This is a genomic window from Serratia sp. JSRIV002 (genome assembly GCF_019968725.1).
GTDB classification, from domain to species: domain Bacteria; phylum Pseudomonadota; class Gammaproteobacteria; order Enterobacterales; family Enterobacteriaceae; genus Chania; species Chania fonticola_B.
Map to the genome: position 1 here is coordinate 4,762,313 of NZ_CP074143.1, position 25,563 is coordinate 4,787,875.

The 25,563-nt window shown below is 56.0% G+C and carries 23 protein-coding genes; 8 read left to right on the forward strand and 15 right to left on the reverse strand.

The features are described from left to right. The gene (gene lplT / locus KGP26_RS22370) at window positions 1-1,191 is read right to left on the reverse strand and encodes a lysophospholipid transporter LplT (RefSeq protein WP_094981683.1); all 1,191 of its coding nucleotides are present in this window, start codon (window positions 1,189-1,191) and stop codon (window positions 1-3) included. Then, entirely contained in the window at window positions 1,191-3,344 is a 2,154-nt protein-coding gene (gene aas / locus KGP26_RS22375; RefSeq protein ID WP_021806139.1) for a bifunctional acyl-ACP--phospholipid O-acyltransferase/long-chain-fatty-acid--ACP ligase, read from the reverse strand. The genes lplT and aas overlap by 1 nt, the downstream gene beginning before the upstream one ends. 471 nt (window positions 3,345-3,815) lie before the next feature. Here aas and galR point away from each other — a divergent pair, with 471 nt between their 5' ends. Then, entirely contained in the window at window positions 3,816-4,835 is a 1,020-nt protein-coding gene (galR, locus tag KGP26_RS22380) for an HTH-type transcriptional regulator GalR (RefSeq protein ID WP_021179861.1), read from the forward strand. On the opposite strand, the gene KGP26_RS22385 is transcribed toward galR, so the two are convergent. Beyond that, a complete protein-coding gene (locus tag KGP26_RS22385; protein ID WP_021806140.1) occupies window positions 4,832-5,287 on the reverse strand; it encodes a GNAT family N-acetyltransferase in 456 nt (151 codons plus the stop codon). The two genes, galR and KGP26_RS22385, sit on opposite strands and share 4 nt — an antisense overlap. Window positions 5,288-5,469: 182 nt before the next feature. On the opposite strand from KGP26_RS22385, the gene KGP26_RS22390 reads away from it, so the two are divergent. Next, window positions 5,470-6,477, forward strand: a complete 1,008-nt coding sequence (locus tag KGP26_RS22390) for a LacI family DNA-binding transcriptional regulator (protein WP_094981681.1) — start codon at window positions 5,470-5,472, stop codon at window positions 6,475-6,477. On the opposite strand, the gene lysA is transcribed toward KGP26_RS22390, so the two are convergent. Continuing rightward, a complete protein-coding gene (gene lysA / locus KGP26_RS22395; protein WP_223664632.1) occupies window positions 6,474-7,730 on the reverse strand; it encodes a diaminopimelate decarboxylase in 1,257 nt (418 codons plus the stop codon). The two genes, KGP26_RS22390 and lysA, sit on opposite strands and share 4 nt — an antisense overlap. 122 nt (window positions 7,731-7,852) lie before the next feature. Between lysA and KGP26_RS22400 the strand changes: the two genes are divergently transcribed. Next, complete coding sequence (locus KGP26_RS22400; RefSeq protein WP_223664633.1) at window positions 7,853-8,776, forward strand: LysR family transcriptional regulator; 924 nt, start codon at window positions 7,853-7,855, stop codon at window positions 8,774-8,776. On the opposite strand, the gene KGP26_RS22405 is transcribed toward KGP26_RS22400, so the two are convergent. Continuing rightward, complete coding sequence (locus KGP26_RS22405; RefSeq protein WP_021179856.1) at window positions 8,773-9,681, reverse strand: LysR family transcriptional regulator; 909 nt, start codon at window positions 9,679-9,681, stop codon at window positions 8,773-8,775. The two genes, KGP26_RS22400 and KGP26_RS22405, sit on opposite strands and share 4 nt — an antisense overlap. Before the next feature lie 109 nt (window positions 9,682-9,790). On the opposite strand from KGP26_RS22405, the gene KGP26_RS22410 reads away from it, so the two are divergent. The 3 genes from KGP26_RS22410 to KGP26_RS22420 all read left to right on the forward strand — a co-directional run bounded on the left by KGP26_RS22410 (window position 9,791) and on the right by KGP26_RS22420 (window position 13,303). Then, window positions 9,791-10,675: an MBL fold metallo-hydrolase gene (locus KGP26_RS22410; RefSeq protein WP_094981679.1), complete on the forward strand. Its 885-nt coding sequence runs from the start codon at window positions 9,791-9,793 to the stop codon at window positions 10,673-10,675. 18 nt (window positions 10,676-10,693) lie between these two features. After that, complete coding sequence (locus KGP26_RS22415) at window positions 10,694-11,332, forward strand: DsbA family protein (RefSeq protein WP_094981678.1); 639 nt, start codon at window positions 10,694-10,696, stop codon at window positions 11,330-11,332. Window positions 11,333-11,569: 237 nt separating this feature from the next. After that, a complete protein-coding gene (locus KGP26_RS22420; protein WP_021806147.1) occupies window positions 11,570-13,303 on the forward strand; it encodes an ABC transporter ATP-binding protein/permease in 1,734 nt (577 codons plus the stop codon). 148 nt (window positions 13,304-13,451) lie between these two features. On the opposite strand, the gene agaF is transcribed toward KGP26_RS22420, so the two are convergent. From agaF to agaR, 6 genes are read right to left on the reverse strand one after another with little or no spacing between them, the layout of a single operon-like run. Further along, window positions 13,452-13,886, reverse strand: a complete 435-nt coding sequence (gene agaF / locus KGP26_RS22425) for a PTS galactosamine/N-acetylgalactosamine transporter subunit IIA (protein WP_094981498.1) — start codon at window positions 13,884-13,886, stop codon at window positions 13,452-13,454. A 10-nt stretch (window positions 13,887-13,896) separates the two neighbouring features. Then, complete coding sequence (locus KGP26_RS22430) at window positions 13,897-14,790, reverse strand: PTS system mannose/fructose/sorbose family transporter subunit IID (RefSeq protein WP_021179851.1); 894 nt, start codon at window positions 14,788-14,790, stop codon at window positions 13,897-13,899. Further along, window positions 14,780-15,559 (reverse strand): PTS N-acetylgalactosamine transporter subunit IIC, encoded by a 780-nt coding sequence (gene agaW / locus KGP26_RS22435; protein WP_021179850.1) that lies wholly within the window; start codon window positions 15,557-15,559, stop codon window positions 14,780-14,782. Before agaW ends, KGP26_RS22430 begins: the two co-directional genes overlap by 11 nt. Window positions 15,560-15,573: 14 nt before the next feature. After that, window positions 15,574-16,050 carry a PTS N-acetylgalactosamine transporter subunit IIB gene (gene agaV / locus KGP26_RS22440; protein ID WP_021806150.1) on the reverse strand — a complete coding sequence of 159 codons (477 nt, stop codon included), beginning with the start codon at window positions 16,048-16,050 and terminating at the stop codon, window positions 15,574-15,576. Between the two features lies 1 nt (window position 16,051). Continuing rightward, entirely contained in the window at window positions 16,052-17,335 is a 1,284-nt protein-coding gene (locus tag KGP26_RS22445; RefSeq protein ID WP_094981496.1) for a D-tagatose-bisphosphate aldolase, class II, non-catalytic subunit, read from the reverse strand. 20 nt (window positions 17,336-17,355) lie between these two features. Then, entirely contained in the window at window positions 17,356-18,132 is a 777-nt protein-coding gene (gene agaR, locus KGP26_RS22450) for a transcriptional repressor AgaR (RefSeq protein WP_037375671.1), read from the reverse strand. A 696-nt stretch (window positions 18,133-18,828) separates the two neighbouring features. On the opposite strand from agaR, the gene KGP26_RS22455 reads away from it, so the two are divergent. Beyond that, window positions 18,829-20,043 carry an MFS transporter gene (locus KGP26_RS22455; protein ID WP_223664634.1) on the forward strand — a complete coding sequence of 405 codons (1,215 nt, stop codon included), beginning with the start codon at window positions 18,829-18,831 and terminating at the stop codon, window positions 20,041-20,043. A gap of 366 nt (window positions 20,044-20,409) precedes the next feature. Here KGP26_RS22455 and KGP26_RS22460 read toward each other — a convergent pair whose 3' ends face one another. Then, window positions 20,410-22,062, reverse strand: a complete 1,653-nt coding sequence (locus KGP26_RS22460; protein ID WP_115159702.1) for a multidrug ABC transporter permease/ATP-binding protein — start codon at window positions 22,060-22,062, stop codon at window positions 20,410-20,412. A 506-nt stretch (window positions 22,063-22,568) separates the two neighbouring features. On the opposite strand from KGP26_RS22460, the gene KGP26_RS22465 reads away from it, so the two are divergent. Further along, window positions 22,569-23,120, forward strand: coding sequence for a tyrosine-type DNA invertase (locus KGP26_RS22465; RefSeq protein ID WP_024485021.1), 552 nt, complete (start codon window positions 22,569-22,571; stop codon window positions 23,118-23,120). Between the two features lie 165 nt (window positions 23,121-23,285). Here the strand turns inward: KGP26_RS22465 and KGP26_RS22470 are convergent, their stop codons facing one another. The 3 genes from KGP26_RS22470 to KGP26_RS22480 form a co-directional block, all read right to left on the reverse strand. Beyond that, on the reverse strand, window positions 23,286-23,951 hold the full coding sequence (locus KGP26_RS22470) for a response regulator transcription factor (protein WP_021806155.1): 666 nt from the start codon (window positions 23,949-23,951) through the stop codon (window positions 23,286-23,288). Between the two features lie 66 nt (window positions 23,952-24,017). Beyond that, the gene (locus KGP26_RS22475) at window positions 24,018-24,611 is read right to left on the reverse strand and encodes a response regulator transcription factor (RefSeq protein WP_021179842.1); all 594 of its coding nucleotides are present in this window, start codon (window positions 24,609-24,611) and stop codon (window positions 24,018-24,020) included. 359 nt (window positions 24,612-24,970) lie between these two features. Continuing rightward, window positions 24,971-25,510, reverse strand: coding sequence for a fimbrial protein (locus KGP26_RS22480; RefSeq protein ID WP_021806156.1), 540 nt, complete (start codon window positions 25,508-25,510; stop codon window positions 24,971-24,973). Window positions 25,511-25,563: the final 53 nt, after the last annotated feature.

Genomic DNA, 25,563 nt, shown 5'->3' on the forward strand with positions numbered 1-25,563 from the left:
TTAGGCTTTGGAGCGGAATTGAGATATCCACAGGACGGTGATGGCAAGGCCGAACACGACGCCAAAACCGATCCCGACGCCGATCACCGGCACACCTAATTTGACCACCAAAGAGTAGAGGCCAAGCATCAGCAGCATGGCGGTATTTTCACCCAGGTTCTGTACCGCAATAGCATTCCCCGCCCCAACGGAGCGTTTGCCCCGCTCTTGCAACAGCGCATTCAGCGGCACCACAAAGAAACCACCCAGCACACCAATCACCAGCAGCACGCCATAAGCATTCAGCATGCTGGTTTGCACGGCAAAGAAGGCTACGGCGATGCCGATCAGGATCCCGGCAGGCATACAACGCTTAACCGTTTCCAGCGTCACAAAGCGGGCTGCCGCCCCGGCCCCGACCACGATACCTATTGCCACCATCGCGTTGAGCATGGTTGGCGTGGCGTTATCGCGAATGCCCAGCGCCACCGGCACCCACAGCACCAGCAGGAAGCGCAGGGTAACCCCAGCGCCCCAGAACAGGCTGGTACCAATCAGTGAGAAACGGGTTTGCCCATCGCGCCACAGCACCACGCAAGCGTTGAAGAAAGTGCTCCCCATGACGCGTGGGTGCCAGGAGGCCACCTTATGGGCAACAGGCAAGCGCGGGATGTACAGGTTGGCAACGACCGCCGCGCCGTAAACCACAGCACACACCGCCAGTGCAGCTACAATATGCCAGTCTGCCAGCAGGCCACCGGCTACCGAGCCCACCAGGATGGCGGCAATGGTGGAAGCTTCCATCAGCCCATTGGCCTTCACCAGCTTATCGCCGCTGGTGATCTCACCCAGGATGCCGTACTTCGCCGGTGAATAAGCCGCCGCCCCGATGCCGACCAGGGTATAGCCCAGGAACGGGTTCAGCCCAAAGCAGATCACCAGCGCACCGGCCAGCTTCAAACCGTTAGCGACCATCATCACCCGGCCTTTGGAGAAGCTGTCGGCGATTTGGCCGACAAACGGAGCCAGGATGATATAGGTGGCCACGAAGGCCATTTGCAGTATCGGTTGGCTCCAATCGGGGTACATTTGCTGTTTGATCAGCGCCAGGGTAGCAAACAGCAAGGCGTTATCGCCGAAGGCCGAGAGAAACTGGGCACAGATCACCGCGATCATCGAACGTGACAGCAGTGGGGAATCAGTTGCATTCATTATGCCTTCTCCGGCTGTTCAGCCATTTGGCGCAAAGTAACGAAATCCGGTTTGCCGCTGCCCAGTAACGGCAACGCCTTCACCAGGCGAATATCACGCGGCACCGCCAGCTCCGGGGTGCCCTGCTCACGAGCCACCCGCAGCAAGCTATCACGGGTAATGCTGGCGTCGTTGGTGAACAACACCAGCGCTTCGCCTTTGCTGCTGTCGCTTTTCACCGTGGCCGCATGCAGCCCTTCCGGTGACAGGCGCACGGCCAACTGTTCCACGCTCTCCAGCGAGATCATTTCCCCCGCCAGTTTGGCAAAGCGCTTCACGCGGCCACGAATGGTGCAATAGCCCTGTTCGTCGAAGCTGACAATATCACCGGTATCGTACCAGCCAGCTTGCAACACGCCGTTTTCGTCCTCGGCTGCCGGAGTTTCCAGTTCGCCTGGGCGTTCAACCCGCAGGTAGCCCTTCATGATGTTAGGGCCTTTCAATTGCAGGCGGCCGCCGTTATCGATCCCGGCCATCTTAATCAAACGTGCTTCCATCTGCGGCATAATGCGGCCTACGGTGCCAACTTTGGCCGCCAGAGGCACGTTGATCGACACTACCGGAGCACACTCAGTGACGCCGTAGCCTTCTAAAATGCGGATGCCGTATTTGTCCTGATAAATCTGTTTGGTGCTTTCGGCCAGCTTCTCGGCCCCGGCCACCACATAGCGCAGACGGGCAAAATCGTAAGGATGGGCGAAACGGGCGTAGTTGTTGAGGAAGGTCGCTGTCCCAAACAGCACGGTGCAGTTACGGTCATAGACCAGTTCCGGCACCACGCGATAATGCAGTGGGCTTGGGTAGAGGAATACCCGGCTACCGGTCATCAACGGGGTGATCAACCCAACCGTCAGGCCGAAAGAGTGGAACAGTGGCAGCGAGGACATAAAGCGATCGCGCGGGGTGAAATCCGCAATGGTTCGGATCTGCTCCACGTTCGCCAACAGGCTGGCATGGGAATGCACCACGCCCTTGGGATGGCCTTCCGAGCCGGAGGTAAACAGGATCAGCGCCGCATCTTCTGGCTGCTGCGGCACCATGGCCTTTTGTGGCTGGAACAGGTGACGCAGGATCCACAGCTTATCGTCGCGGGTGACGGTATCTTTCAAATCTTCCAGATAAACCCAATTGGCTTCCGGCACCTGCTCTGGCAGGTGAGTCAACTTGCCCTTTTCCAGGAACTGGCGCGAGGTGACGATGGTTTTAATGGTGGCCGCGGTCATCGCGCTTTTCAGCCCGTTCACACCGGCGGTGTAATTGAGCATCGCCGGAATACGGCCCCGCAATGAAGCGCCAAAGATGGCGGCAGCGGTAATAGTGGCATTGGGCAACAGCAGGCCAACATGCTCTTTCGGCGCGGTAAAGCGCTCCAGGATGCGGCTGACGCCCAGCGATTTTTTAAGCAGCGTATGATAGCTGTCTTCCTTGAAACCTATGTCTTCGATGCAGGGCTTGAAGCGCCCATAACGATGCTGTGCGGCCAACAGCGCGCCGAACAGGGTTTGCGGTTTGAGGGTATCCATGCGCGCCTGCATCATGATCTGATGCAGCCTGTCACCGGCCAACTGCCGGCGTTGACTGGCTTTTGGCGCGTCTGGCATCGGTAAAGTGGTTGGCGGCAGAATGCTGATGGTGGTCTGTGGGAAGGCGCGGAGTTTATACACCCCGGCCATACGGCCAAACACGCTGAACTCCGGGCCATCGATACGTACCGGCACGATGGTGGCGCCAGATTTGGCGGCGATAAAGGCCGCCCCGTCATAGACCTTCATCAATGAACCGGTCACCGTAATGCGCCCCTCCGGGAATACCACGATCGGCCTGCCCTGTTCAACCATGCGCACCAGATGCTTGATGGCCATCGGCTTGGTGGGATCCAGTGGCACAAAATCGATATAAGGTTTCAACCAGCGCATAAACCAACGTTCGGAAATGCTGGAGTAAACGGCAAACACCGGTTTGATCGGTAAGAACAACGCCAGCAGCGCGCCATCCATGAAAGAAACGTGATTCGGGGTGATCAGCAGTTTCTGCTGCTCAAAATGCTTGGCGTCGCCTTCGACACGAACACGAAACAACAGGCGAAACAGTGCACGTAACACGGTATATATCATCCCACTCTCCCTCGGGGTTGATGGCCTTAAAAATTGTCTGAGGAAGAATACTATACGGCAGGCAAAAAAAAACCTACGCATCCGCGTAGGTTGGTGCAATTGAAAATGGCTTCAACATACAGAGTATGCCGATTGCTCACCAATCAATACCTCTGGGACAGTCAATTTACCCCGCCACGCCAAACTCTCGCCAGCGGCCAATCGCAACAGTCCGACGCAAAGTGTAACCAGCGATGTAGTTTTTCCTTTGATAGACATTGTTTTGAAACTATTGAAAAACCTCAACCAACCCGGATCGTTGGGGCACCGCACGTTGCGCCCGTTAACCCTGGATCCGCTTGGGGTGAAAAGGTGAATTTAAAAGCCATAAATGCAACGCTCACCACAAGTTAGCGATACCAGCCCTTGCGGCGCGCGATTTTTTCCGCAAAACTGAGGAATGTAAGCGATTACCCAGGAAGTGTTGCAGATATGGCCACGATTAAGGATGTTGCCAGGCTGGCGGGTGTTTCCGTCGCCACGGTGTCCCGCGTAATAAATAACTCCCCAAAAGCCAGCGAAAGTTCACGAACCGCCGTGCTGGCCGCCATGGAAGGATTACAGTATCACCCCAACGCCAATGCCCGTGCGCTGGCACAGCAATCCACCGAAACCCTGGGCCTGATTGTCTCTGACGTTTCCGATCCCTTCTTTGGTGCCATGGTAAAAGCCGTGGAGCAGGTGGCCTACGCTACGCATAATTTTCTGCTGATTGGTAACGGTTACCACAATGCCGAAAAAGAGCGTCAGGCCATTGAGCAACTGGTGCGCCATCGCTGTGCGGCCTTGGTGGTGCATGCCAAGAAGCTGACCGACGATGAGCTGACCGTCTGGATGCGCCAAATTCCAGGCATGGTGCTGATCAACCGAACACTGCCTGGGTTTGAGCCCCGCTGCGTAGCGCTTGACGATCGTTACGGTGCCTGGCTGGCCACCCGCCATCTGATCCAGCAGGGCCACCAGCGGATCGCCTTCATCTGCTCCAACCATCAGATTTCAGATGCTGCCGATCGACTGCAGGGCTACCTGGATGCATTGGAAGAACACGGTATTGCGGTGGATGAGAAGCTGGTTGCCTACGGCAAGCCGGATGAGATTGGCGGCGAGCAGGCTATGACCGAGTTGCTGGGCCGTGGTAAGCAGTTTACCGCCATCACCTGCTATAACGATCCGATGGCCGCCGGGGCGCTTTCGGTGCTCAGTGATAACAGCGTGGACGTTCCTGGCCAGATTTCGCTGATTGGTTTTGACGACGTGCTGATTTCCCGCTATCTGCGCCCACGCCTGACCACTATCCGCTACCCGGTGGTGGCGATGGCAACGCAAGCAGCAGAGCTGGCATTAGCGTTGGCCAACAACCAGCCGCTACCGGAGATCACCAATATGTTCAGCCCGACGCTGGTCCGCCGCCATTCGGTCGCCAGCATCAATAACGCTTTCGATCAGAGCTAATCTAGCCGGCGGTGGTAGAGGCGCACGGGGCGATCCGGGTACTCCAGCGCCTCGCCGATGTGCTGCCAGCCATGGCGTTCGTAATAACCGCTAAATTCGGCATACAGATACAGCTCCTTGAACCCGGCTTGGCGGCTGTACTCCTGCACATATTGCTGGAGCTGCAACCCCAGCCCGCTGCCGCGCTGGCTCTCTTCAACGTAAAGCGCGGCCAGCCACGGCGTTAAATCCTGGCGGCTGATCAAATCACAGCGCCACAGCCCCACGGTGCCCACCGGCTGGTCATCCAACAGGGCGATAAAGGTGATCGGCAAACCTTCATGCCGCAGGCTGCTGGCCACCACACTGGCAAAGAATTCCCGGCTGTTTTCGCTGCCAAACGCCTGCCACTGCCAGTCGATAACCTGTTGCTGATGCTGCGGATAGTCCGCCAGATGCACAATACGAAACACGCTAATCCCCTCGGAAAAATGCCTTAAACGCCTGCACCGTCAGTGTACGCCAATCAATGCATGGGTGCCCCAACAACATAGGTTGCTGAATTTGTAGGGGTCGAACATGTTCGAGCCGATCTCACCCTATGCTAGACTCAACACTATTTACCGCAGCGGACGTTGAAAGAGGGTAGCCATTGATGATCACCATGTTGGATGTTTCCATGCGCGCGGGGGTGTCCAAAGCCACGGTTTCCCGCGTTTTAAATGGCACCGGCCAGGTGAAGAAAAGCACGCGTGATGCGGTGTTCAAGGCAATGGATGAATTGGGCTACCGGCCGAACTTTCTCGCCCAATCGCTGGCCAATAAAAGCTCCAACAGTATTGGGCTGGTAGTGTCCAATTTTGACGGCCCCTACTTTGGCCGTTTGCTGCGCCAGGCCGCCAAACTGGTCGAGGCCAGCGGCAAGCACTTGATCGTCACCGACGGCCACGACACGCCAGAAGATGAATTGCAGGCGGTACGGCTGCTGGCGGATCGCCGCTGCGACGCGATTATCCTGTACACCCGCTTTATGAGCGAAAGCGCCCTGATGGAGCTGCTGGAAGACCTGCCGGTTCCGGTGATGATCATTAACCGCGATCTGCCGAAGGCCCGTGAACGCTGCGTGTTCTTCGAACAGCAACAGGCCGCCTTCAACGTGGTGGATTACCTGATCCGTCAAGGGCACCGTGAGATCGCCTGCATCACCGGGCCTATTGATACCCCCACCGCCCAATCCCGCTTGGCGGGTTATCGTCAGGCGTTGGAACACCACCAGGTTGCGTTCAATGATGCCTTGATCACCAACGGCGACAGCAGCGTACCCGGCGGGTACCTCAGTTGTAAGGCACTGCTGGCTAGCGGCAACTCCTTCAGCGCGCTGTTTGCCAGCAACGATGATATGGCCATCGGCGCGATGAAGGCCCTGCACCAGGCTGGCAAACGCCTGCCTGAGGACGTTTCGCTGTTTGGTTTCGACGATGAGCCAAGCGCCGCCTATCTGCAACCGGCGTTGTCCACCGTCTACCTGCCGATCGACGCTATGATCGAAGCGGCGATCGCTCAAGCCCTGCGTCTGATCAACGGCGAAGCGCTACAACCGCTAACGCCGTTTGTCGGTGAGTTAAAACTGCGTGAGTCCGTGGTGCCTGGCCCCTACGCTTAAATTAACTCCAGCCCGATCAATTCTTCAATCGTCTGACGGCGACGGATCAGCCGAGGCTCACCGTTTTCAAACAGTACTTCCGGCAGCAGCGGGCGACTGTTGTAGTTGGAGGACATCGACGAGCCATAGGCCCCGGTGTCATGGAACACCAGATAATCCCCGACCCGCACCTGCGGCAACGGACGGGTTTCAATACCGCCACCCGCCTGCTGGGTAAACACATCACCTGACTCACACAGCGGCCCGGCAATCACGGTGTCTTGCAGCGGTTGATGATCAGTATTGCGGCCGTCGGCAGGCAGTAGGGAGATATGGTGATAGCTGCCATACATCGCCGGACGCATCAGATCGTTGAACCCTGCGTCTACCAGGACAAAGTGGCGGCAGCCCATCTGTTTTACCGAACGCACTTCGGCCACCAGCACGCCCGCTTCCGCCATCAGGAAACGCCCCGGCTCGATTTCCAACTTCACCGGATGGCCCAGATGTGCGGCAACTCGCTCACGTGCACGGTTCCACAGGCCGTAATAGTGTTCGGTATTAATCGCCTCTTCCCCTTGCTGATAAGGGATAGAAAGGCCGCCACCGGCGGAAATCGCCGTAATGTCCTGCCCCAGGGCAATCACCTGCTGCACCATGGCATCACACACGCGCTCCAGGTGCTGGTAATCCACCCCGGAACCGATGTGCATATGCAGCCCGATCAGTTTCAGACCGTATTGCTGCACCTTGGCGACCGCCTGCGGCAGATCGGCATACCAGATACCGTGCTTGCTGTTTTCACCGCCGGTATTGGTTTTCTGGCTATGGCCGTGGCCAAAACCAGGGTTGATACGTAGCCACACCGGATGCCCGGCAGACACCTGGCCAAGCTGTTCCAGCATATCGATAGAACCGGCGTTGACCGGGATTTTCAATTCGCTGACGCGCGCCAGCGTGGCGTGATCCAGCACGTCGGCGGTAAATACAATATCCTCGCCACCCGGCTCAAAACCGGCTTTTAACGCGCGCTCAATCTCACCCAGCGACACCGAATCCACCTTGACGCCCTGCTCGCGCATCAGGCGCAGAATATGAATATTCGAGCAGGCTTTCTGGGCAAAACGGATCACGTCAAAGTGCTGTAACTGGCTGATACGCTGGCTGATGATATCTGCATCATAGGCCCAGACCGGGCAACCAAAGCGTGGGGGCAGCGCCAGCAGATTGGCGGCGTTCAGGGCGGTAGAGGTGTCGTTCAAGGCGCGTGGCATGGTTCGGTTCCCATAATCAAATTTTCCACCATCATGCCGCAGCAGCCTCGGTGTGAAAAATATCTATTTCGCCATAGTCTATTCATTTATGATATGGATTTCCCTCTCCGTGGAGTTTCGCCATGTACGCTATTACCCTGCGCCAGATTGAGATTTTCCACGCGGTGATGACCACCGGCAATCTGACCGAAGCGGCGGCGCTGCTGCAAACTTCACAACCGACCGTCAGCCGCGAACTGGCCCGCTTCGAGAAGCTGATCCAACTGCAACTGTTCGATCGCGTGCGTGGCCGTCTGTACCCCACGGTGCAAGGCTTGCGGCTGTTTGAAGAAGTGCAGCGTTCTTATTACGGCCTGGATCGCATCAAGAATGCAGCGGCAGGTATCCGGCAATTCCAGCAGGCGCAGCTTTCCATTGCCTGTCTGCCGGTGTTTTCCCAATCGCTGCTGCCTGCCGTGTGCAAACCTTTTGTCGATCGTTACCCGGAAGTGAGCTTCAGTGTGATCCCACAGGAGTCACCATTGCTGGAAGAATGGCTTTCGGCACAGCGCCACGATCTGGGCCTGACGGAGAATACCCTGACGCCCGCTGGCACCGAGCGCATGACGCTGCTGACAATGAATGAAGTGTGTGTGCTGCCTGCCGGGCACCCAATGCTTGCGAAAAGCACGCTGACGCCGCAGGACTTCAACGCAGAAAACTTTATCAGCCTGTCGAGCACCGACAGCTATCGGCAACTGCTGGATGCATTGTTCCATGAGCAAGGCATCGAGCGCAGGATGGTGATGGAGACCCACAGCGCCGCCTCGGTCTGTGCGATGGTCAAGGCCGGAGTCGGCATCTCGATCGTCAACCCACTGACCGCGTTGGATTACGCCAATAATGGCGTTCATGTGCGGCCCTTCAGCGTCGAGGTGCCATTTACCGTGAGCCTGATCCGCCCGCTGCACCGCCCCTCTTCCGCGCTGGTCACGGCCTTTGTGCAGCACTTGCAGCAGCAGGCGCAACTGTTACCCGCCCGCCTGGCTTCGGTGATCCAACGCTAGCGTAGTGTGGCACGCCAGCCAGGATCGGTGGCAAACCATTCCACCAGGAAGTCCAGCATGGTACGCAACGTGGCGGGCATTTGGCGGCGTGAGGTATAGATGCCGTAGATCCCCATGGTCTGCGACAGATACCCCGGTAACAGTTCCACCAACTCCCCCTTTGCCAACAGTGGTGCAGCGGAATAGTAAGGCTGCATGGAAATCCCCGCCCCTTGCAGCGTTCCTGCCAACAGCACCACCGACTCGTTGGCGCTGAGGTTACCGCTGACTGCCACCGCCGACTTCACACCCTGCTCATCAAAGTGCCACAGGCTTTTACCAAAGTAGGAGTAGGTCAGGCAGTTGTGCAGAGCTAAATCTTGCGGGTGACGCGGGGTGCCATGAGCGGCCAGATAGGCTGGAGACGCGCAGATCACCGAAGCGCAGTTGGAAAGCGGCCGAGCAATCAGATTAGGATCCAACTCATTGGTGATGCGTAGCGCCAGATCGATCCGTTCTTCCACCAGATTGACCGCCCGGTTATCCATTTGCAGGTCCACAGCAACCTGAGGATGACGTTTCAGGTACTGCGCCACCGCCCCCACCAGCGCCGTTTGGCCGAGCGATTGCGAGCAACTGATGCGTAACAGGCCGCGTAAATCATCACTCTGCTCGTTTTCGACCAGATCGATATCTTTCGCTACCGCCAGCATTTGGCGGCAACGTTCCAAGGTGCGCTCCCCGGCATCGGTCAGGCTGAGCCTACGCGTAGTACGGTGCAACAGCCGTGCGCCAGCCCATTGTTCCATCTGCGCCAGATAGCGCGTCACCATAGCCCGCGACATCGCCAGGGTATCCGCAGCCGCAATCATGCTGCCGCGTTCGACGATAGTGACAAAAACCTCTGCAGCGGTAATGCGATCCATGATTCGCTCGATTTACGCAATGAATAATTGCTTATTATCCGGTTTTTCTCTCGTTCTATGCAACCTATCATCTGGCCAACGACAACAAATACCTAAAAGGCACCTGCACATGTTTAAGAAATCATTACTGACCCTGGCCGTAACCGGCTTCGTTTCATTCAGCACCTTCGCCAATGCAGCTAATACGTTGACCCTGGAAGTGTATAACCCTGGCGAAAAGAGCGTATTCCCGGTCTCCTCCGAGATTGTCAGCGGCCCACACGAAGTGGCGCTGATCGATGCCCAATTCCAGCGTAACGACGCGCAGGAACTGGTGAAAAAGATCAAGGCCACCGGTAAGAAGCTGACCACGGTCTACATCAGCCATTCGGATCCGGATTTCTATTTCGGCCTGGACGTGATCAAAGCCGCCTTCCCAGAAGCAACTATCATTGCTTCACCGGAAACGATCAAAGCGATCAATGCGACCCAGGCAGGTAAACTCGCCTATTGGGGCCCCATCCTGAAGGAGAATGCACCGAAAACCGTGATCGTGCCGCAGCCGTTGCAGGGCAGCAGCTTTAGCATCGATGGCCAGCAGGTCGAAGTGAAAGGCCTCAATGGCCCAATGCCAGACCGCACCTTTGTGTGGATCCCATCGTTGAAAGCCGTGGTGGGTGGTGTGCCGGTAGCCGGTGACAATATTCATCCGTGGATTGCGGATAATCAGACCATCGAGTCACGCGCTCATTGGCAGCAAACGCTGGAAAGCATCAAGGCGCTGAAACCGCAGGTAGTGGTTCCGGGGCACTTCCTGCCGGGAGCGGCGCAAACGCTGGAGTCGGTGACCTTTACCCACAATTACCTGACCACGCTGGAAAGTGAGTTGCCAAAAACCAAGAATTCCGCGGAACTGATCGCGGCCATGCAGCAGCACTATCCAAAGCTGCAAGATGGTTCTAGCCTGGAACTGAGCGCCAAAGTGCTGAAAGGCGAAATGAAGTGGCCGCAGTAAAGCGGTAGGAGCAAAAACATGACGACCCTGCATTACATTTTCGATCCGCTGTGCGGCTGGTGTTACGGTGCAGCACCGCTGGCCAAGGCTGCCCAGGCTATTCCGGGCCTGACCGTTGTCCTGCACGCCGGTGGCATGATGACCGGCAATGCCCGCCGAACCATCAACGAGGAATGGCGCAATTACGTGATGCCCCATGATAAACGGATTGCCGAGCTAACCGGCCAGCCCTTCGGCGACGGTTACTTCAACGGACTGCTGCGTGACACCACGGCGGTGATGGACTCTGAGCCACCGATCGTTGCGATCCTGGCCGCTGAACAGCTCGCTGGACGGGGCCTGGATATGCTGCACCGCATTCAGGAAGCTCACTACCGGGAAGGACGACGTATTGCCGATACGCCGGTGTTGGAAGCGCTGGCGAGTGAGTTGGGCTTGGATCCTGCTGCCTTTATTGCCGAGATGCGTTTGAACAGCGGCGCGCCAACGGCACAGCATATTGCCGACAGCCGCGCACTGCTTGCCAAAGTCCGAGGGCATGGCTTCCCGACCTTTGCCCTGGAGGATACTCAAGGGCGGCTATCCCAGATCCCCGTGCAGGAGTATTTGGGGAATGTTGAAGGCTGGAAAGCCTTGCTGAAAGATGCCGTGAAATAAATCTGTCGGGGCGAGCACATGTTCGCCCCGAACATAGTTGTAACAATTTCATTTTGTGTTGTGATTTGCCGCCGCGCCAAAGACGCCCTCGCCTTACGCTACTCAACGTTACTTGCGCTCGTTTTATCTCCGCTGTATTGCAAATAATGAACCACGTCAAAACTGCTTACATGTGGCGGTTTGTTTGTTACCAGCCTCGTGCCCATGCTAGAAGAAAACGATACCTTCTGGATTTTCATGAACACGAGCACCACACAAAAACGGGCCGTCTGGCAGTTGATCAAACCCTTTTGGGTTTCGGAAGAAAAATGGCGCGCCTGGGCGATGCTGATCGCCATCGTTGGCCTATCCCTGGGGCTGGTCTATATCAGCGTGCTGATCAACCAGTGGAACCAAGTGTTCTATGATGCCCTGCAGAATAAAAACTACCCGGTATTCAAAGCCCAACTGTGGCGCTTTACCTATCTGGCGTTGGCTTTCATCGTGCTGGCGGTCTACAAGATCTATCTGACCCAGGGCCTACAGATGCGCTGGCGGCGCTGGATGACGGAAAAATTTATGGGCAAGTGGCTGGCGCATCAGGCCTATTACCATACCGAACAGCAGCAGATTATCGATAACCCCGATCAACGTATCTCCGACGATCTCAACGTCCTGACCCAGTACACCTTATCTTTGTCGCTCGGCCTGCTCTCCAGCCTGGTGACGCTCTGTTCGTTTATTACCATTCTCTGGCATATCAGCGGGCCGATGACCTTTGTGATCGCCCAACATACCATTACCCTGCCCGGTTATATGGTGTGGTTTGCCCTGCTGTACGCGGCGCTGGGATCGTTGCTGATCTGGTGGGTCGGCAAGCCGCTGGTTATGCTCGGCTTTAATCAGGAACGTTATGAGGCGAACTTCCGTTTCGGGCTGATCCGTATTCGTGAAAATAACGATGCCATCGCGCTGTATCACGGTGAACCACGAGAGAAACAGCAGCTAAGTAACCGCTTTGAGGCCATCCGCAGTAACTGGTGGTCGATCATGCGTATCACCCGGCGGCTAAATATCGCCAGCAACTTCTACGGCCAGTTTGCCATTGTCTTTCCGCTGCTGGTGGCGGCACCACGCTATTTCTCCGGTGCGATCCAGATGGGCGGGCTGATGCAGATCTCCTCCGCGTTTGGCCAGGTGCAAGGCTCGCTGTCGTGGTTTATCGACGCGTTTTCCAATCTGGCCACCTGGAAAGCCTGCGTTAACCGTCTGGCTGGCTTTAACGCGGCGGTGGACGAAGTCCATAACCTGACCCGCGGCATCAGCCTGCAACAGGAAGACCACTCACCGCTAATGCTGCGCGATGTTGGCCTGACGTTGCCCGATGGACAGCCGCTGTTAAGTGCGGCAACCATGACGCTGCAACGCGGCGAGCGCGTGCTGGTCGTCGGCCCTTCTGGCTGTGGTAAATCTACGCTGCTACGTGCGATTGCCGGGATTTGGCCTTACGGTTCTGGTGAGATCGGCCTGGATAAACATCTCACTACGCTGTTCCTGCCGCAGCGCAGCTATATCCCGATCGGTACGCTGCGTGAGGCGCTAAGCTATCCACACCAGGATAAAGACTACAGCGATGAGCAGTTGTTGAAAGTCCTGGAAAACTGCCGGCTGAAGCACCTGCAACGCTGGCTGGATACCAGCGCCAACTGGAGCCATCGTCTTTCACCGGGCGAGCAGCAGCGGTTGGCGTTTGCCCGTGCGATCCTTACCCGCCCGGATGTGCTGTTCCTGGATGAGGCCACCAGCGCGCTGGATGATGAAACCGAGCAATTGATGTATTGCCTGCTGGTCGACGAACTGCCGGAGGTCACGCTGGTCAGCGTGGCACACCGCAACAGCGTGGCGAAATATCATCAGACCTGCTGGCGTTTCAGCCGTGACGAACATGGCCCGGCCCAGATGGCGCTTAGCCCGTTGCCGATACCGAGTTAGCCTCAATAGCTCCTCTCACTCCAACCCTTGGAATGTAGCGACTCAGCTTGGCTCAGGGGTGCTCGAGGTTGCTGATATGATCTCTATACTTCCAAAAGAGCAGGGGCTATCAACTCCCTCTCCCTGTGGGAGAGGGTTGGGGTGAGGGTCAAATCCCATCAGCCTCGGCGTTGGCGCATTTCACCTTACGCCGCTCATGCCACAGGCTGGTCAAACCGCGTTTGCCGCAGGCCAGCGCCATGTCACGAAACTCGATCAGGCTCAGCCCTTCGCGCTCCAGCATCATTTCGGCAGCCAACTGCATATTCACCCCGGTCAACACCTCACAGTTGCCATGCGCATCGGCCAACTCGCAGGCACTACGGAAAGGCGATCCCCCCAGCATATCAGTAAGGAAAACCACGCCGTCCGCTTGTTCTACCGCTTGCAGCGCCGCACTCAATGCGACTTTCAGCTCCGCCGTCCCCATATGGACCGGGAAGTCCACCGCGATACAGGCAGGCTGTTCCCCTACCACCTGCTCTACCGCCTGTAGCAGGCCACTGGCGAAACCGCCGTGGCCGGTAATGACAATTCCTGGCATGTTCTCTTCCTCACAGTAAACCGATAAATTTACCCACTACGCCAATCACCACCGTCACACCGATCAGTTTCACCGGTGAGAAACCGCGCTTCATCAGGAAGAACACCAGCAACGTGAAACACAGCGGTAACAGGTTGGGCATCAACTTATCGAGCACGTCCGTTTGCAACGCCACGGTGGCCTTACCGGCATGCATGATCAGCGGCGTGGAAAGATGTACATAAGAGGCCACCAGCGCGCCGATGACCGTCATGCCCACGATTGACGCCGCATGGGATATTCGTTTGGTATGGGTTTTCAACAGCGTCAGCGCACTGGTGCCCGCCTGATAGCCATAGTGCGCCAGCCCAAAGCGCAGCCCGAAGTGGAACACGTTGAACAACAGCAGGAACACTATCGGCCCGAACAGGCTGCCTTCCAGCGCCAGAGATGCCCCGATGCCCGCACAAATCGGCAACAGCGTCAGCCAGAATAGCGCATCGCCAATGCCTCCAAGCGGCCCCATCAGCGCCACCTTCACCGCTCGAATGGTGGAGACTTTCTCCTTGTTTTGCTCCATCGCCAGCACCAGTCCCGAAAGGAAGGTGACGTCGAAGGGATGCACGTTGATAAACTCCATATGCATCTTCATCGAATTCGCCAGATCCTGAGGATTGCGGTGGATCTTGCGCAAGCCAGGGATCAGGGTGTACAGCCAACCACCGGCCTGCATACGTTCATAGTTGAACGATGCCTGCAGCAGCAGCGAGCGCCAGGCCATGCGGTTAATATCGCTACGCGTCAGCGCTTGCGCTGGCTGGCTATCAACATAGTCATCCTGCTCTACCTGGCTGGTGGCCAATGCCTGTTCCAGGCGTTTTGCTGCCTTTTGCGCCAGCAGATCGTCAGAATCATCAAATGCCATCTTCGGCGTCCTCCGGTTGAACAGGCTTTCTGGTCACATCCGCATCTGCCCGTTGACTGTTAAAGAAATCGATCAGCGCGATCGCCAATGCCCCCAGCGCCACCGCCAGGATCGGCAGCTTAAGGAACGTCACCGAAATAAAGCCGAGGATGAAATACGCCACGTAGGTTTTCTTCATCATCACTTTCATCAGCAGTGAGAAGCCGATCGCCGGCATCATGCCACCCGCCACCGCCAGCCCATCCAGCAGCCAGGTCGGCGCTTTCTGCACCATGGCGCTGGCCGCATCGGCACCGAAGTAGATCGGCAAAAACGCCACCACAAAGTAGAAAACAAACAGGATGCTGATGCCGAGGTAGTTCACCCGCTCAACGCCACGCCAGTTCAGTTCCTGCACCATGCGATCGCAGCGGTGCATCATGGGTGAAAACGCGGTGAACAGCAGCGTGATGCAGCCCTGTACCGCAATGGCGAACGGCACCGCCACGCCAATGGCCACCTTGGGATCGGCCTTGGTGAGGATGGCAAACGCCGTGCCGACTACCCCGCCGATCACCACGTTAGGCGGTTGCGCACCGGCCAGTGGCACCATGCCCATCCATACCAGCTCCAGCGTCCCGCCCACCAGCAAGCCGGTGGTGACATCCCCGAGGATCAGGCCAACCAGCGGCCCCATCACTACCGGGCGGTGGAAGTGGGTCAGGCCGTCGAACAGGTCGACCCCGGCCAACCCCGCCAGCAATGCAATCAATAACGCGTCAGTTAACATGCTTCCCCCTGCGCTCAAGCGAGCAGTTTGCCTATCGCTTCACCGGCTTCATCCGGCACCCGGCGCACCTCGCAGGCTACGCCCAACGCCGCCAGCTCACGAAAGGCGGCAATGTCATCGTCATCCACCGAGACCGTTTTGTGGATTTGCCGTTTTCCTGCGGCGAAGTGCATATTGCCAACGTTGACGAAGGTGATGGGTACCCCGCCTCGCACCAGCGTCAATACGTCCTGCGGCGTTTTACACACCAGAAAAATCTTTTGCCGATCCGCCGCCTTATGGATCACGTCGATGGTTTTTTGCAGGGTGAAGTACCGAGTCTGCACGCCATCCGCCACCACCATGTCCATCAGGTTTTGCTGTACCGGATCGGCAGCGGCGTCATCGTTGGCTACTACCACCAGATTGGCTCCCAGCGTGTTGGTCCAGGTCACCCCGACCTGGCCATGCACCAGGCGGTTATCGATACGGGTCATCAGAATATTGGGCATATCAGCGCACCTCCGGGTAACAGGCTGAGTGGTAGTCGTCGAGCACCTGGGTAATTTTGTGGATCACCCAATCTTGCGGATCCTGGCTCAGCTCACCGGCATTCAAGGCCCGTGCCTGATCGGGTAAATACTGGCTGAGCAAGGCCAGCGGGATTGGGTTGCTCCGTAGATTGTCCATCAGCGCATTCACTGCCTGCTGAACCTGTGGCTGCGGCCAGTAATAGCGCACGCGATCGCTCAGGCTGTAGTGCCGGTCCAGATACTGTTGATGCGGGCTGCCGTGATAATAGCGGCTCCACTGCTGCGGCTGTTCACGCATCACCTGCTCAAGCGTGGCGCACAGCTGGGCTGAACAATGCTCCCCCAACCATTCACGCTCGATCCGATCGAGGGCAAACAGCGCCTCACGCAGCGCAAAGGTGAGCGCCGGGCCGACTTTCAGAATGGCGAAATGGTCACGCACCAGTTGCGAATAAGCCTTCGGTGCCTGGTAGTCGGTCGAATGGGCCTCATACAGCAAACCCGGTTGGCGTTCGATAAAGCGACTCAATTCCTGCGCCGCCTGCGGTTGGTAATGTTCGACGCTGTGATGGTCGAACTCGACGCCGGGTTGCACCACCAAGGCGATCACTCGTGACCAGGCGCTGCTCAGCTCTGCCTGCTGCCAGGCATGACGGTGCGCTTCTAACGTGGCGGAGACTGCCTGTGGCGTAGTCACCTGGATGCCTTGCAGCGTTTCCTGCGCACCGCCCGGCACCGGTACTTCGGTTCCGATCACATATACCGGAGCTTCACCACCCGCTTGCTGCCAGGCTCGTTCTGCCACCGCACACAGACGCGCCGCACGCTGCGCCACCACTTCATCACCCAACGGGGTGGGATCGTCAGCGCAGGACATGGAGCAGTCGAGGTGGATCTTACGAAATCCGGCGCGCACATAGTCGTCAATCAGGGTTTCGGATAGCGCCATCGCCTCTTGTGCCGGGCGGTCTTGCCAGGCGTTGGGGCCAAGATGATCGCCCCCCAGCCAAATAGCGCTCCTTGGTAACCCGATGTCATCCGCCATCTGCCACAGCGCATCACGAAACTGTGCGGCGGTCTGGCCGGTGTAGCCGCCAAACTGGTTAACCTGGTTTGACGTCGCTTCGATCAATACCGGCGTGCCACGTGCCTTTGCCTGCCGCAAGGCGGCCTGCAATACCCAAGGATGCGCGGAGCAAACGGAAAATATCCCCACCGGCTGGCCGGCCTTGTGCTGTGCTACCAGTTGTAACCACTGCTGCATGAATCCCCCATGAGGGCGCCCTACTCGCGATCGGCTATCACCACATCTACGCCTAAATCGCTGAGCGCCTGCTGATAATCTTGTGGAAGACGGCTATCTGTGATCAGCCGATGAATTTGCCCGACTTCGCGGATCATGCAAAAGCTCTTGCGACCAAACTTGCTGGCATCCGCTACCGCGATTATTTCGCGCGCCACCTCGCACATCACACGATTGAGGTGTGCCTCACCGGGGTGAGGCGTAGTGATCCCCGCAACCAGATCGAAACCGTCGACGCCCAGAAACAGTTTGTCGAAGCGGTACTGGCGCAATTGCTGCTCGGCAGCCGGGCCATAGAGCGAATAGGAGTTCTGCCGGACGCTTCCCCCCAACACCATCACTTCCACCCCGTCGTAACCTGACAGCTCATAGGCAATGTTCAGCGCATTGGTCATCACCACCAGATCGCGGCGCGGTTTCAACCAGGGCACGATCTGGGCCGTGGTGGAACCGGAGTCCAGGATCAGCGCATCACCGTCACGCACGTAGCTTGCTGCTCGGCAGGCAATCTGTGATTTCACATCGCGGTTCAAGCGCCCCTTGTCATGTAGCGGGCGGTCGAAGGCAAACTGCTGGTTGAGCATCGCCCCGCCATAGGCACGCAGCGCACAGCCTTTACGTTCCAGAAAGCGCAGATCGTTGCGGATCGTCACCGTGGAAACGGCAAACTGTTTGCTGAGCTGTTCCACCCGCACGCTTCCGTGCTCGCAGAGCAAATCGATAATGTGTTCACGTCGTTTAGCGGTGTTCACTGGCATGAGCAATAGGTCCTCAGGTTTCCGGTTTTGGCCGGGAGATGATGGCTTTCGCTCTACTGCGGCGGTATTACAACAAAGCGAAAGCAATGAAATTGTGATCGGGGTTACAGGGCAGTTTTAGCAGTAAATGGGGGTAAAAAGCTTTCGAATCGAAATGAAATGAAACTATTTCCTCGGCGGGCGCGAGAAAAGTGAAATCTGCCGCAGGCCGATAGGGCGGCAGGTTAAGAGTATGTGAAAAATAGCACAGTGAAAGCGGCTTTGGCGGGCAGCAGCGAAAAGGCTTTTCTTTCCTTAGGTGATCAACATCACAAAACTGTTAATTGGCTCAGTTTAGCCAACCGACACCCAGGTGGGTCACCAGACCGACAATCACCAAAATCACGATCACGGCGATGGTGTAAAGCACAATACGGCGGGGGCTGTAGAAAGAAGACATAGCGATTCCTCACAATAAGTTTACTGCCGTTACTATCCGTTATAGCGGGCAATGCTGCCAGCAATAGTTTCCCTCGCGTTGATCAAAGTCACCTGGTGGGTGCCAAGCGGCGCTTCCTTAACCTCTTGTCAGGCGGGGATATCTTTCCTAAACTGGCGCGTAGATACTGGCAGCCCTGCCTGTACGTAAGCGTTAACGTCAATCAACGCATCTCGTCATGCAGTAATGATTGGCTGCATGCCTGATGCGAGGATCTCATGCCACAACCCGAACCATCCGCAAATTGTGTTGTTAAACGCAGCCGTTTGACGCGTTTCTTATTGCTGGCCGGCATCATGCTGGTGGCGGCTAACCTGCGCGCTCCTTTAACCAGCGTAGGCCCGTTACTGGAACAGATCCAGCGCCAACTGATGCTTTCTGCCACCGCTGCCGGGTTACTCAACTCCCTGCCGCTGATCCTGTTTGCGGTGTTATCGCCATTAACGCCGTCGCTGGCCAAGCGCATCGGAATTGAGCGCACCCTTGGGCTGGCGCTGGCGCTGCTGGTCGCCGGGATCGTGCTGCGTTCACAACCTTGGGATGGCATGCTGTGGTTGGGGACGGTGCTGATAGGCGCGGCCATCGCCTTTGTCAACGTGGTATTACCCACGCTGGTAAAACGCGATTTTCCTCATCGGGCGGCAGTGATGATCAGTACCTATGCGGCCGTGATGTCACTGGTGGCCGCTATTGCCTCCGGCATGGCGGTGCCGTTAGCGGCATTCAACGATAACGGCTGGCGTTTTTCATTGCTGTGCTGGAGCCTGCCGGCGTTTATCGCGCTGGCGATCTGGCTACCCCAACTGAAGCGCAAGCCCACTCCGGTTACCCGAACCGGCACGCCGATGGCCGCAGAAACCTTTCGCTCCCCCTGGAGCAGCGCCCTGGGTTGGCAGGTGGCCTTGTTCATGGGGCTGCAATCCATCACCTTCTATACCATTATCGGTTGGTTCAGCGCCTTTGCCGCCAGCCACGGCACCTCACCGCAGCAGGCGGGCTTCGAGCTGTTTGTTTATCAGATCGTGGCGATCGCCGCCAACTTTGTGATGGTGTTTGCACTGCCACGCGCGCGCGACCAGCGGGGGATCGCACTGGTCAGTTCGCTGTTGATCTTTATTGGCGTCGGCGGATTGCTGTTGCTGCCTGCCCACTCGCTTATCTGGTTGATCTTTGCCGGGCTGGGGGCGGGGAGTTCATTGGTGCTGGCGCTGTCCTTCTTTGGTCTACGCAGCCAGCACCATCATCAGGCAACGGTGCTGTCAGGGATGGCACAGTCTATCGGCTATCTGCTGGCCGCACTGGGGCCGACCTTGTTTGGCCTGGTGCATGATTTGACGCAAGGCTGGACGGTGCCGTTGACGATTTTGCTAGGGTTAACGCTGCTGCAGATGCTGTTCGGCATCTTGGCCGGGCGTCGCAAGATTATCGGCTGAACCGGGCACGGCATGATCTTCCTCCAGCCAAAGATCTTCAATAAAGCGCTGTTGCCGCTCATTGAGCTGCCAGGATGGCGGAAATTTTAGCGTTTCCGCTAGTGGGACCTCTGTGGTGGGAATGAGTGAGTGATTATGCATCGGCGCGTTCCTGCTCCCCTGACTACCCTGTTGCCAATTAAAATCGGTACCACAAGCGCAATGTCATGTACCGTTTTCCCCAAGACACAGAGTAAATCATTGGCGGCGATTTTGATTATCGATATAAACAATCACTCAACTAGCCTAAACCTATGAGGCGACAGATATTCCTCAACCGACTCGCTATGTCGGGGCGAATATTAGCGCCCCGACAAATTAAGCAATTCAATCAAGCTGGCTGACAGAGTCCCGGCTCGCTTGATGGCGCTCATCCCCAATCAGTTCGCTCAGATGGCCATCTCGCATTTGCAACAGGCGATCCGCATGTTCAAAGTAATGGTCGTCATGGCTGATGGCAAACACGGTTTTTCCCATTTCGCGCAGCTGAGGCAGTAACTCGCGGTAGAAAGTACGGCGGAACTGGGGATCCTGATCCGCCGCCCACTCATCCAGCAGTAAAATATCCCGCTTTTCAGCCACCGCCAGCAACAGGGCCAGGCGCTTGCGCTGCCCTTGTGACAGTTGCGGATTGGTGACACGCGTACCGTCGAACTCCAATTTGCTTTTCATTTTCAGGCGCTGCAACCAGGTCTCCACCAGTTCGGCGTCCGGCTGTTCCCCTTGCGGCCCCAACAGATGGTGAAACTGGTAGAAATCCGTAAAGATGGCAGAGAACAGGCGGCGATAATCTTCACGATCGGCGACCGTAATCGGTTGGCCATCCAGCAGGATCTGCCCACTAACGGGCACATACAGCCCAGTGAGCAGCATGGCCAGCGTCGATTTACCGCTGCCGTTGCCGCCAATCAGGAATACCAGTTCGCCCCGCCGTAACGTCAAATTGATCGGCCCAACCGCAAACCCTGATTGCTGTTCGCCCGCCGCATAGTGGAATGCCACGTCGCGCAGTTCCAGCGTTTGCCACGTACGAGCCTGTGGAGCCGGAAATGCCGGATCATAGTCTGCCAGTTTGAGCGCCTTCACTTTATTGAAGGCCACTTCGGCCGCAATCAGCGTCGGGAATGCCCCAACCGCCTGTAATAAGGGGGTACGCAGGAACAGTAAGGTCAGGGAATAGGTCGCCGCTATCGTGGTGTTCGCCCAACCCAAGCTGTTCGCCATATAGAACACCAGACCGATGGCGCCCAGCATCATGATATTTGACCAGTTCACGGCGCTAAGGTGGAAGGTATCTGCGCGGATAATATGATAACGGTAGTCACCGGCATCGGGCTCGTAAGCCTGCTGGAATAACATTTTTGCCCGATCGCGGTTCAGCGCCAATTCTTTGCGCCCGTCGATCGCCGCTTGATAATGCAGATAGAGCCGCTCTTCCGCTTCGCGCACGCTGCTCAGGTGGCTATAAACCCGCGAGACCAGATACCAACTTCCCAAAATGGTGATCGTCACCCATATCGCGGTCACACCCAGCATGGCAGGCGACAGCCAGCCCAGATAGGCAGCCGATCCCAGGGTCAGGATCACCCCCTGAACCAACTCCGGTAGGCGGACAAAAGCAATGGTGATATTGCGAATATCGCTCGACAGGCTAGCCAACAGTGAGGCACTGCCCAACTGCTCCAACCGTTCAATATGGGTATCCAATATGCGCTTTACCAGTTGGCCACGCAGCCGATAAACAAAATAGTGCCCCAAAGTGGTCAACGCCAACTGAGAACCGAGCGTAACAGCCATCAGCAGGGCCAACAGGCCGAGAAACTGCGGCAACACCACTAGCGGGTTACCCGCCGCCCCCATCAGTTGCACGTTAATAAATGCAATAATGCCAATCCCCAACGCCGCACTGGCCATGGTTAACGCCATTACCGCCAGAAACGGCCAGCGATACTGCTGGAACACCACCCGTAACAACTCCATCAGAAACCCTATTCAAAAATCATGCACTGGCGGGCATTGTAGTGGGCGAAAGCGTGATATCAATAACAATTCTCATTTTGTTGGGCGGGCAGATGCTGGCCCTGGCCTGCCCGTCCAGGCCAAACGCGGGGCGATAACTAAAGCAAATATAGAGCAAGCAGCTGTTTGTCTAGCTAAAAACATTATTAACACAATAATAAAAATCTCAAAAATAGGTATAAACCCAAAGATGTTCAAGTCTATTTAGATAAACAACTAACCTGTTAGATTGGGGGGCATTTATAAATACACGATTTTTAAACCCATCAACCCGGGTTTCCTGATGATCAAGTGAGTTGATTTTTTCTTAATGAATAACCATTAACCCCGCTGCAAACCTAGTAATAAGATAATGCCGCAGGATTAATGCCGCAGTAACACTGCTATTTTGTTTGCTGATCAGGGTATTCAATGTTTAAATGAATAAATACCCGTCATATTTGCTTTATTTAACTTAGGGATAGAGAATGACAAAACGCAAATATCTCAGCCATATTGAAATTGAGAGAATGATCTCCGCCGTCCCGGACGGCGCCAACGGTTGCCGCGATCGCTGTATGCTGTTGATGTGCTTTATTCATGGGTTACGCGTCAGTGAACTACGGGGGCTGCGGCTGGAGGATATTGACCTGGCCACCAACCGCTTACACGTATCGCGCCTAAAGAACGGTTTTTCAGTCCAACATCCTATTCAAATCCGTGAGCGTATCGCACTGAGCCGTTGGCTGGCAAAACGCCCAAGCTACCTGGAACCTGATAGCCCCTGGCTGTTTCTTTCTCGCCACGGTGGGCAAATTTCACGCCAACAACTTTACCGATTAATAAAGTCCTACGGTGAATTAGCCGGTATCGACGTCCAGGTCCATCCCCATATGCTCCGCCACTCCTGCGGCTATGCCCTGGCAGACAGAGGGATCGACACCAGGCTCATTCAAGATTACCTGGGCCATCGCAACATTCAGAACACCGTTATTTATACTGCCAGCAATGTTGAACGCTTCCGGGTAATACATATTTAACCCAACGCAGGCCACCGATTCAAACTGGCACCACATTTTTAACTTCGCAGATGTCGTTAGCCGTGCAACAGCCAATATTCTTACGTTATATATCAGAGACGATCACGATGGGCGGTATGCCCCGCCATACTTGATGACAGCAAGGCGGGGCAACGATTTTAGCCATCAATCGGCAAACTGCTGGCTAATGTTTTTTCTCAGCGAGAACAGCTCGCTGTCGTTTTTAACCTGTAGTTTGCGCATGGCATTACATTTGTGCGCGCTGATGGTCTTGATGCTGCGTTGTTGCAGTTCAGCAATTTCCCGCAGGCTCATCCCGTTGAACAAGAACGACAGAACATCATTTTCGCAGCGGGTCAGATGATGCAGGCTTGAAACATCTTCAGGATCGCTACGCGCCAGATAAGAGCCAATCAACGGGCTCAATACGCGCTCACCGTTAAATACCCGGTGAAAAAACTCCCCGACCAGCGGCAATTCATCCCCACGGGATACCACGCTGATATTGGCCACATCAAGCAACTTGCACAGATCCTCCCCTGTCTGGCTGCGGGTGTAAACAATGACACGTAACTCAGGCTGCTGCGCACACAAATTAAGTAGAACTTCCCGGCACTGCGCGATGGTTTCATTCAGGCCATTAAGTTCGGTGATGAGAATATCGACGGGTTGGTACAGCAACCTTTCGGCAACCGCAGCCATGCTGGTTTCCTGCACGATAATCTCATTGGCGACGTTAAGCGTGCCAAGAAAGCAAGACAGCCCAGTAAGTGTGAGTGGGCTGCGATCCATTAACGCCAAGCCAAGCGGCTTTTGTGACAACGGTTGCATAGACGACTCCTGTATAAATATCTCGTTGATCCCATCCAGAGAACAAGTGCATAGCGGTATCAAGGGTTAGCGAGCAAACACCGGGCCGGTCTTTGCCATCCACTTGCCTTGCAAATAAAGTTCACCGTCATTCTGAAAGCCCAACTTGTGCATCGCATTGCGCTTATGGGTGCTGACGGTGCGGACATCACGGTGCATCATCAACGCCGCGGTGGTCACGCTTTTACCGGAAAACAGGTGCGTCAACACATCCAGTTCACGGGACGTCAAGGCTTTGCCAATGGCAGACTGACTGCTCAGCAATTGACGCACCTTATGGCTATAGCTGCGACAGCCCGATAAGACCTGCTTTACGCATTGCGCCAGCGCAACGCCAGGCTCCTGTTTGAGCACCAGCCCTTTGATACCTGATGCGGTCAGCAATTGCAGCACCCGAGGATCGTCAAGAGCGGTACACACGATCATCGCCGTGGTTGGCCAATGCTCCAGGCACTGCGCAATCAGCCTTAAACCATCCAGAACCGACTCTTCTTCACCACACAGTTCCATAATCAACAGCCGGGCCGGACGGTGGCGCATCAATCCTGGGATTTGCTCCAGATTACTGACCCGCTGTACCTCGTCCGTCAGTCCACAGGACTGGGCCAAAATATTACGCATTCCGAGTGCCGTGATGGGGCAAGATTCCATTACAATCACACCGTCCCCTTTTAGCCCATAAGGGCTGGGGGAATGCGCACTCCCTCTCTGATAAGTATGAACCACTGTCATATTAAACCTCCCATTTCTGCTAAATACCCTTTTTTACTTCCTTGATAAATTGGTGTGCAAAAATGTCATTCCCTCTCATATTTATGAGGGCTATCTTTTCTTGTTTTTATTGATCAAACAACACATTGAAAATAAAGTCAGCTACCAACAACTAATAAGCCCCAGGCAATTAACCCAACAGACACAGGTAAAGCTACCATAAAAAAGTGGGGCCAGGTTTTCTTATGGCTAGAGGGTATTACTGGTGATTACTGATAGGTGAGTGCCACCTGCACAACGCCCTCAATACTGCCTGGGGTTGCACCACCGTTAGTGCTAAAAGCGCGCGCCTTCAGCGGGAAACTCGCTTTATTGGTGGAGTGATCAACAGCCACGGTCATATCACTGCCGCTGCCCAACCGGCGATTAGCTGATGAACTGCCATCAACCATTTCAATCTGCACGGCACCGGCAGGATTGGCCGCCTCGTTCTTATACAAATCCGTGCTTTCCTCCGCTGCCGTACCGGTGAATGCCGCAGTAACGTTAGTGGTTGAAACTGGGCAGTCACTCAGATCCAGACTAAAACTCTGCCAATCGCTCCCCGCACCCGCAGTCAGAGTATGTGCCTTGATCTCCCCCAAATTCACGTTTACATCGCCCCCCACTGCATCGACCGTACATGGCGAAGCTTTAACCGTACCGGTGATCTTTATACGTGCATCGACCGCCAGAGCCGAGTAACTGATCCCCATACCACCGAGAGCCAGGCACAATGCAGTCGTTTTAAAAATTGCTTTCATATCCATAATAACTATCCTTCTCCATTTTAGTTAAACTTACTTTCGCAGAAAGTTCGAGA

Coding starts and splice junctions, on each gene's coding strand:
- lysA (WP_223664632.1), bottom strand. CDS start 7,730: ATGCCACGCGCCTTGAACGACACCTCTACCGCCCTGAACGCCGCCAAT.
- galR (WP_021179861.1), top strand. CDS start 3,816: ATGGCCACGATTAAGGATGTTGCCAGGCTGGCGGGTGTTTCCGTCGCC.
- agaV (WP_021806150.1), bottom strand. CDS start 16,050: ATGCCCAATATTCTGATGACCCGTATCGATAACCGCCTGGTGCATGGC.
- KGP26_RS22390 (WP_094981681.1), top strand. CDS start 5,470: ATGATCACCATGTTGGATGTTTCCATGCGCGCGGGGGTGTCCAAAGCC.
- KGP26_RS22430 (WP_021179851.1), bottom strand. CDS start 14,790: ATGGCATTTGATGATTCTGACGATCTGCTGGCGCAAAAGGCAGCAAAA.
- KGP26_RS22455 (WP_223664634.1), top strand. CDS start 18,829: ATGCCACAACCCGAACCATCCGCAAATTGTGTTGTTAAACGCAGCCGT.
- KGP26_RS22420 (WP_021806147.1), top strand. CDS start 11,570: ATGAACACGAGCACCACACAAAAACGGGCCGTCTGGCAGTTGATCAAA.
- KGP26_RS22405 (WP_021179856.1), bottom strand. CDS start 9,681: ATGGATCGCATTACCGCTGCAGAGGTTTTTGTCACTATCGTCGAACGC.
- KGP26_RS22480 (WP_021806156.1), bottom strand. CDS start 25,510: ATGGATATGAAAGCAATTTTTAAAACGACTGCATTGTGCCTGGCTCTC.
- KGP26_RS22445 (WP_094981496.1), bottom strand. CDS start 17,335: ATGCAGCAGTGGTTACAACTGGTAGCACAGCACAAGGCCGGCCAGCCG.
- agaR (WP_037375671.1), bottom strand. CDS start 18,132: ATGCCAGTGAACACCGCTAAACGACGTGAACACATTATCGATTTGCTC.
- lplT (WP_094981683.1), bottom strand. CDS start 1,191: ATGAATGCAACTGATTCCCCACTGCTGTCACGTTCGATGATCGCGGTG.
- KGP26_RS22460 (WP_115159702.1), bottom strand. CDS start 22,062: ATGGAGTTGTTACGGGTGGTGTTCCAGCAGTATCGCTGGCCGTTTCTG.
- KGP26_RS22470 (WP_021806155.1), bottom strand. CDS start 23,951: ATGCAACCGTTGTCACAAAAGCCGCTTGGCTTGGCGTTAATGGATCGC.
- agaW (WP_021179850.1), bottom strand. CDS start 15,559: ATGTTAACTGACGCGTTATTGATTGCATTGCTGGCGGGGTTGGCCGGG.
- aas (WP_021806139.1), bottom strand. CDS start 3,344: ATGATATATACCGTGTTACGTGCACTGTTTCGCCTGTTGTTTCGTGTT.
- KGP26_RS22415 (WP_094981678.1), top strand. CDS start 10,694: ATGACGACCCTGCATTACATTTTCGATCCGCTGTGCGGCTGGTGTTAC.
- KGP26_RS22475 (WP_021179842.1), bottom strand. CDS start 24,611: ATGCGTAATATTTTGGCCCAGTCCTGTGGACTGACGGACGAGGTACAG.
- KGP26_RS22400 (WP_223664633.1), top strand. CDS start 7,853: ATGTACGCTATTACCCTGCGCCAGATTGAGATTTTCCACGCGGTGATG.
- KGP26_RS22465 (WP_024485021.1), top strand. CDS start 22,569: ATGACAAAACGCAAATATCTCAGCCATATTGAAATTGAGAGAATGATC.
- KGP26_RS22410 (WP_094981679.1), top strand. CDS start 9,791: ATGTTTAAGAAATCATTACTGACCCTGGCCGTAACCGGCTTCGTTTCA.
- agaF (WP_094981498.1), bottom strand. CDS start 13,886: ATGCCAGGAATTGTCATTACCGGCCACGGCGGTTTCGCCAGTGGCCTG.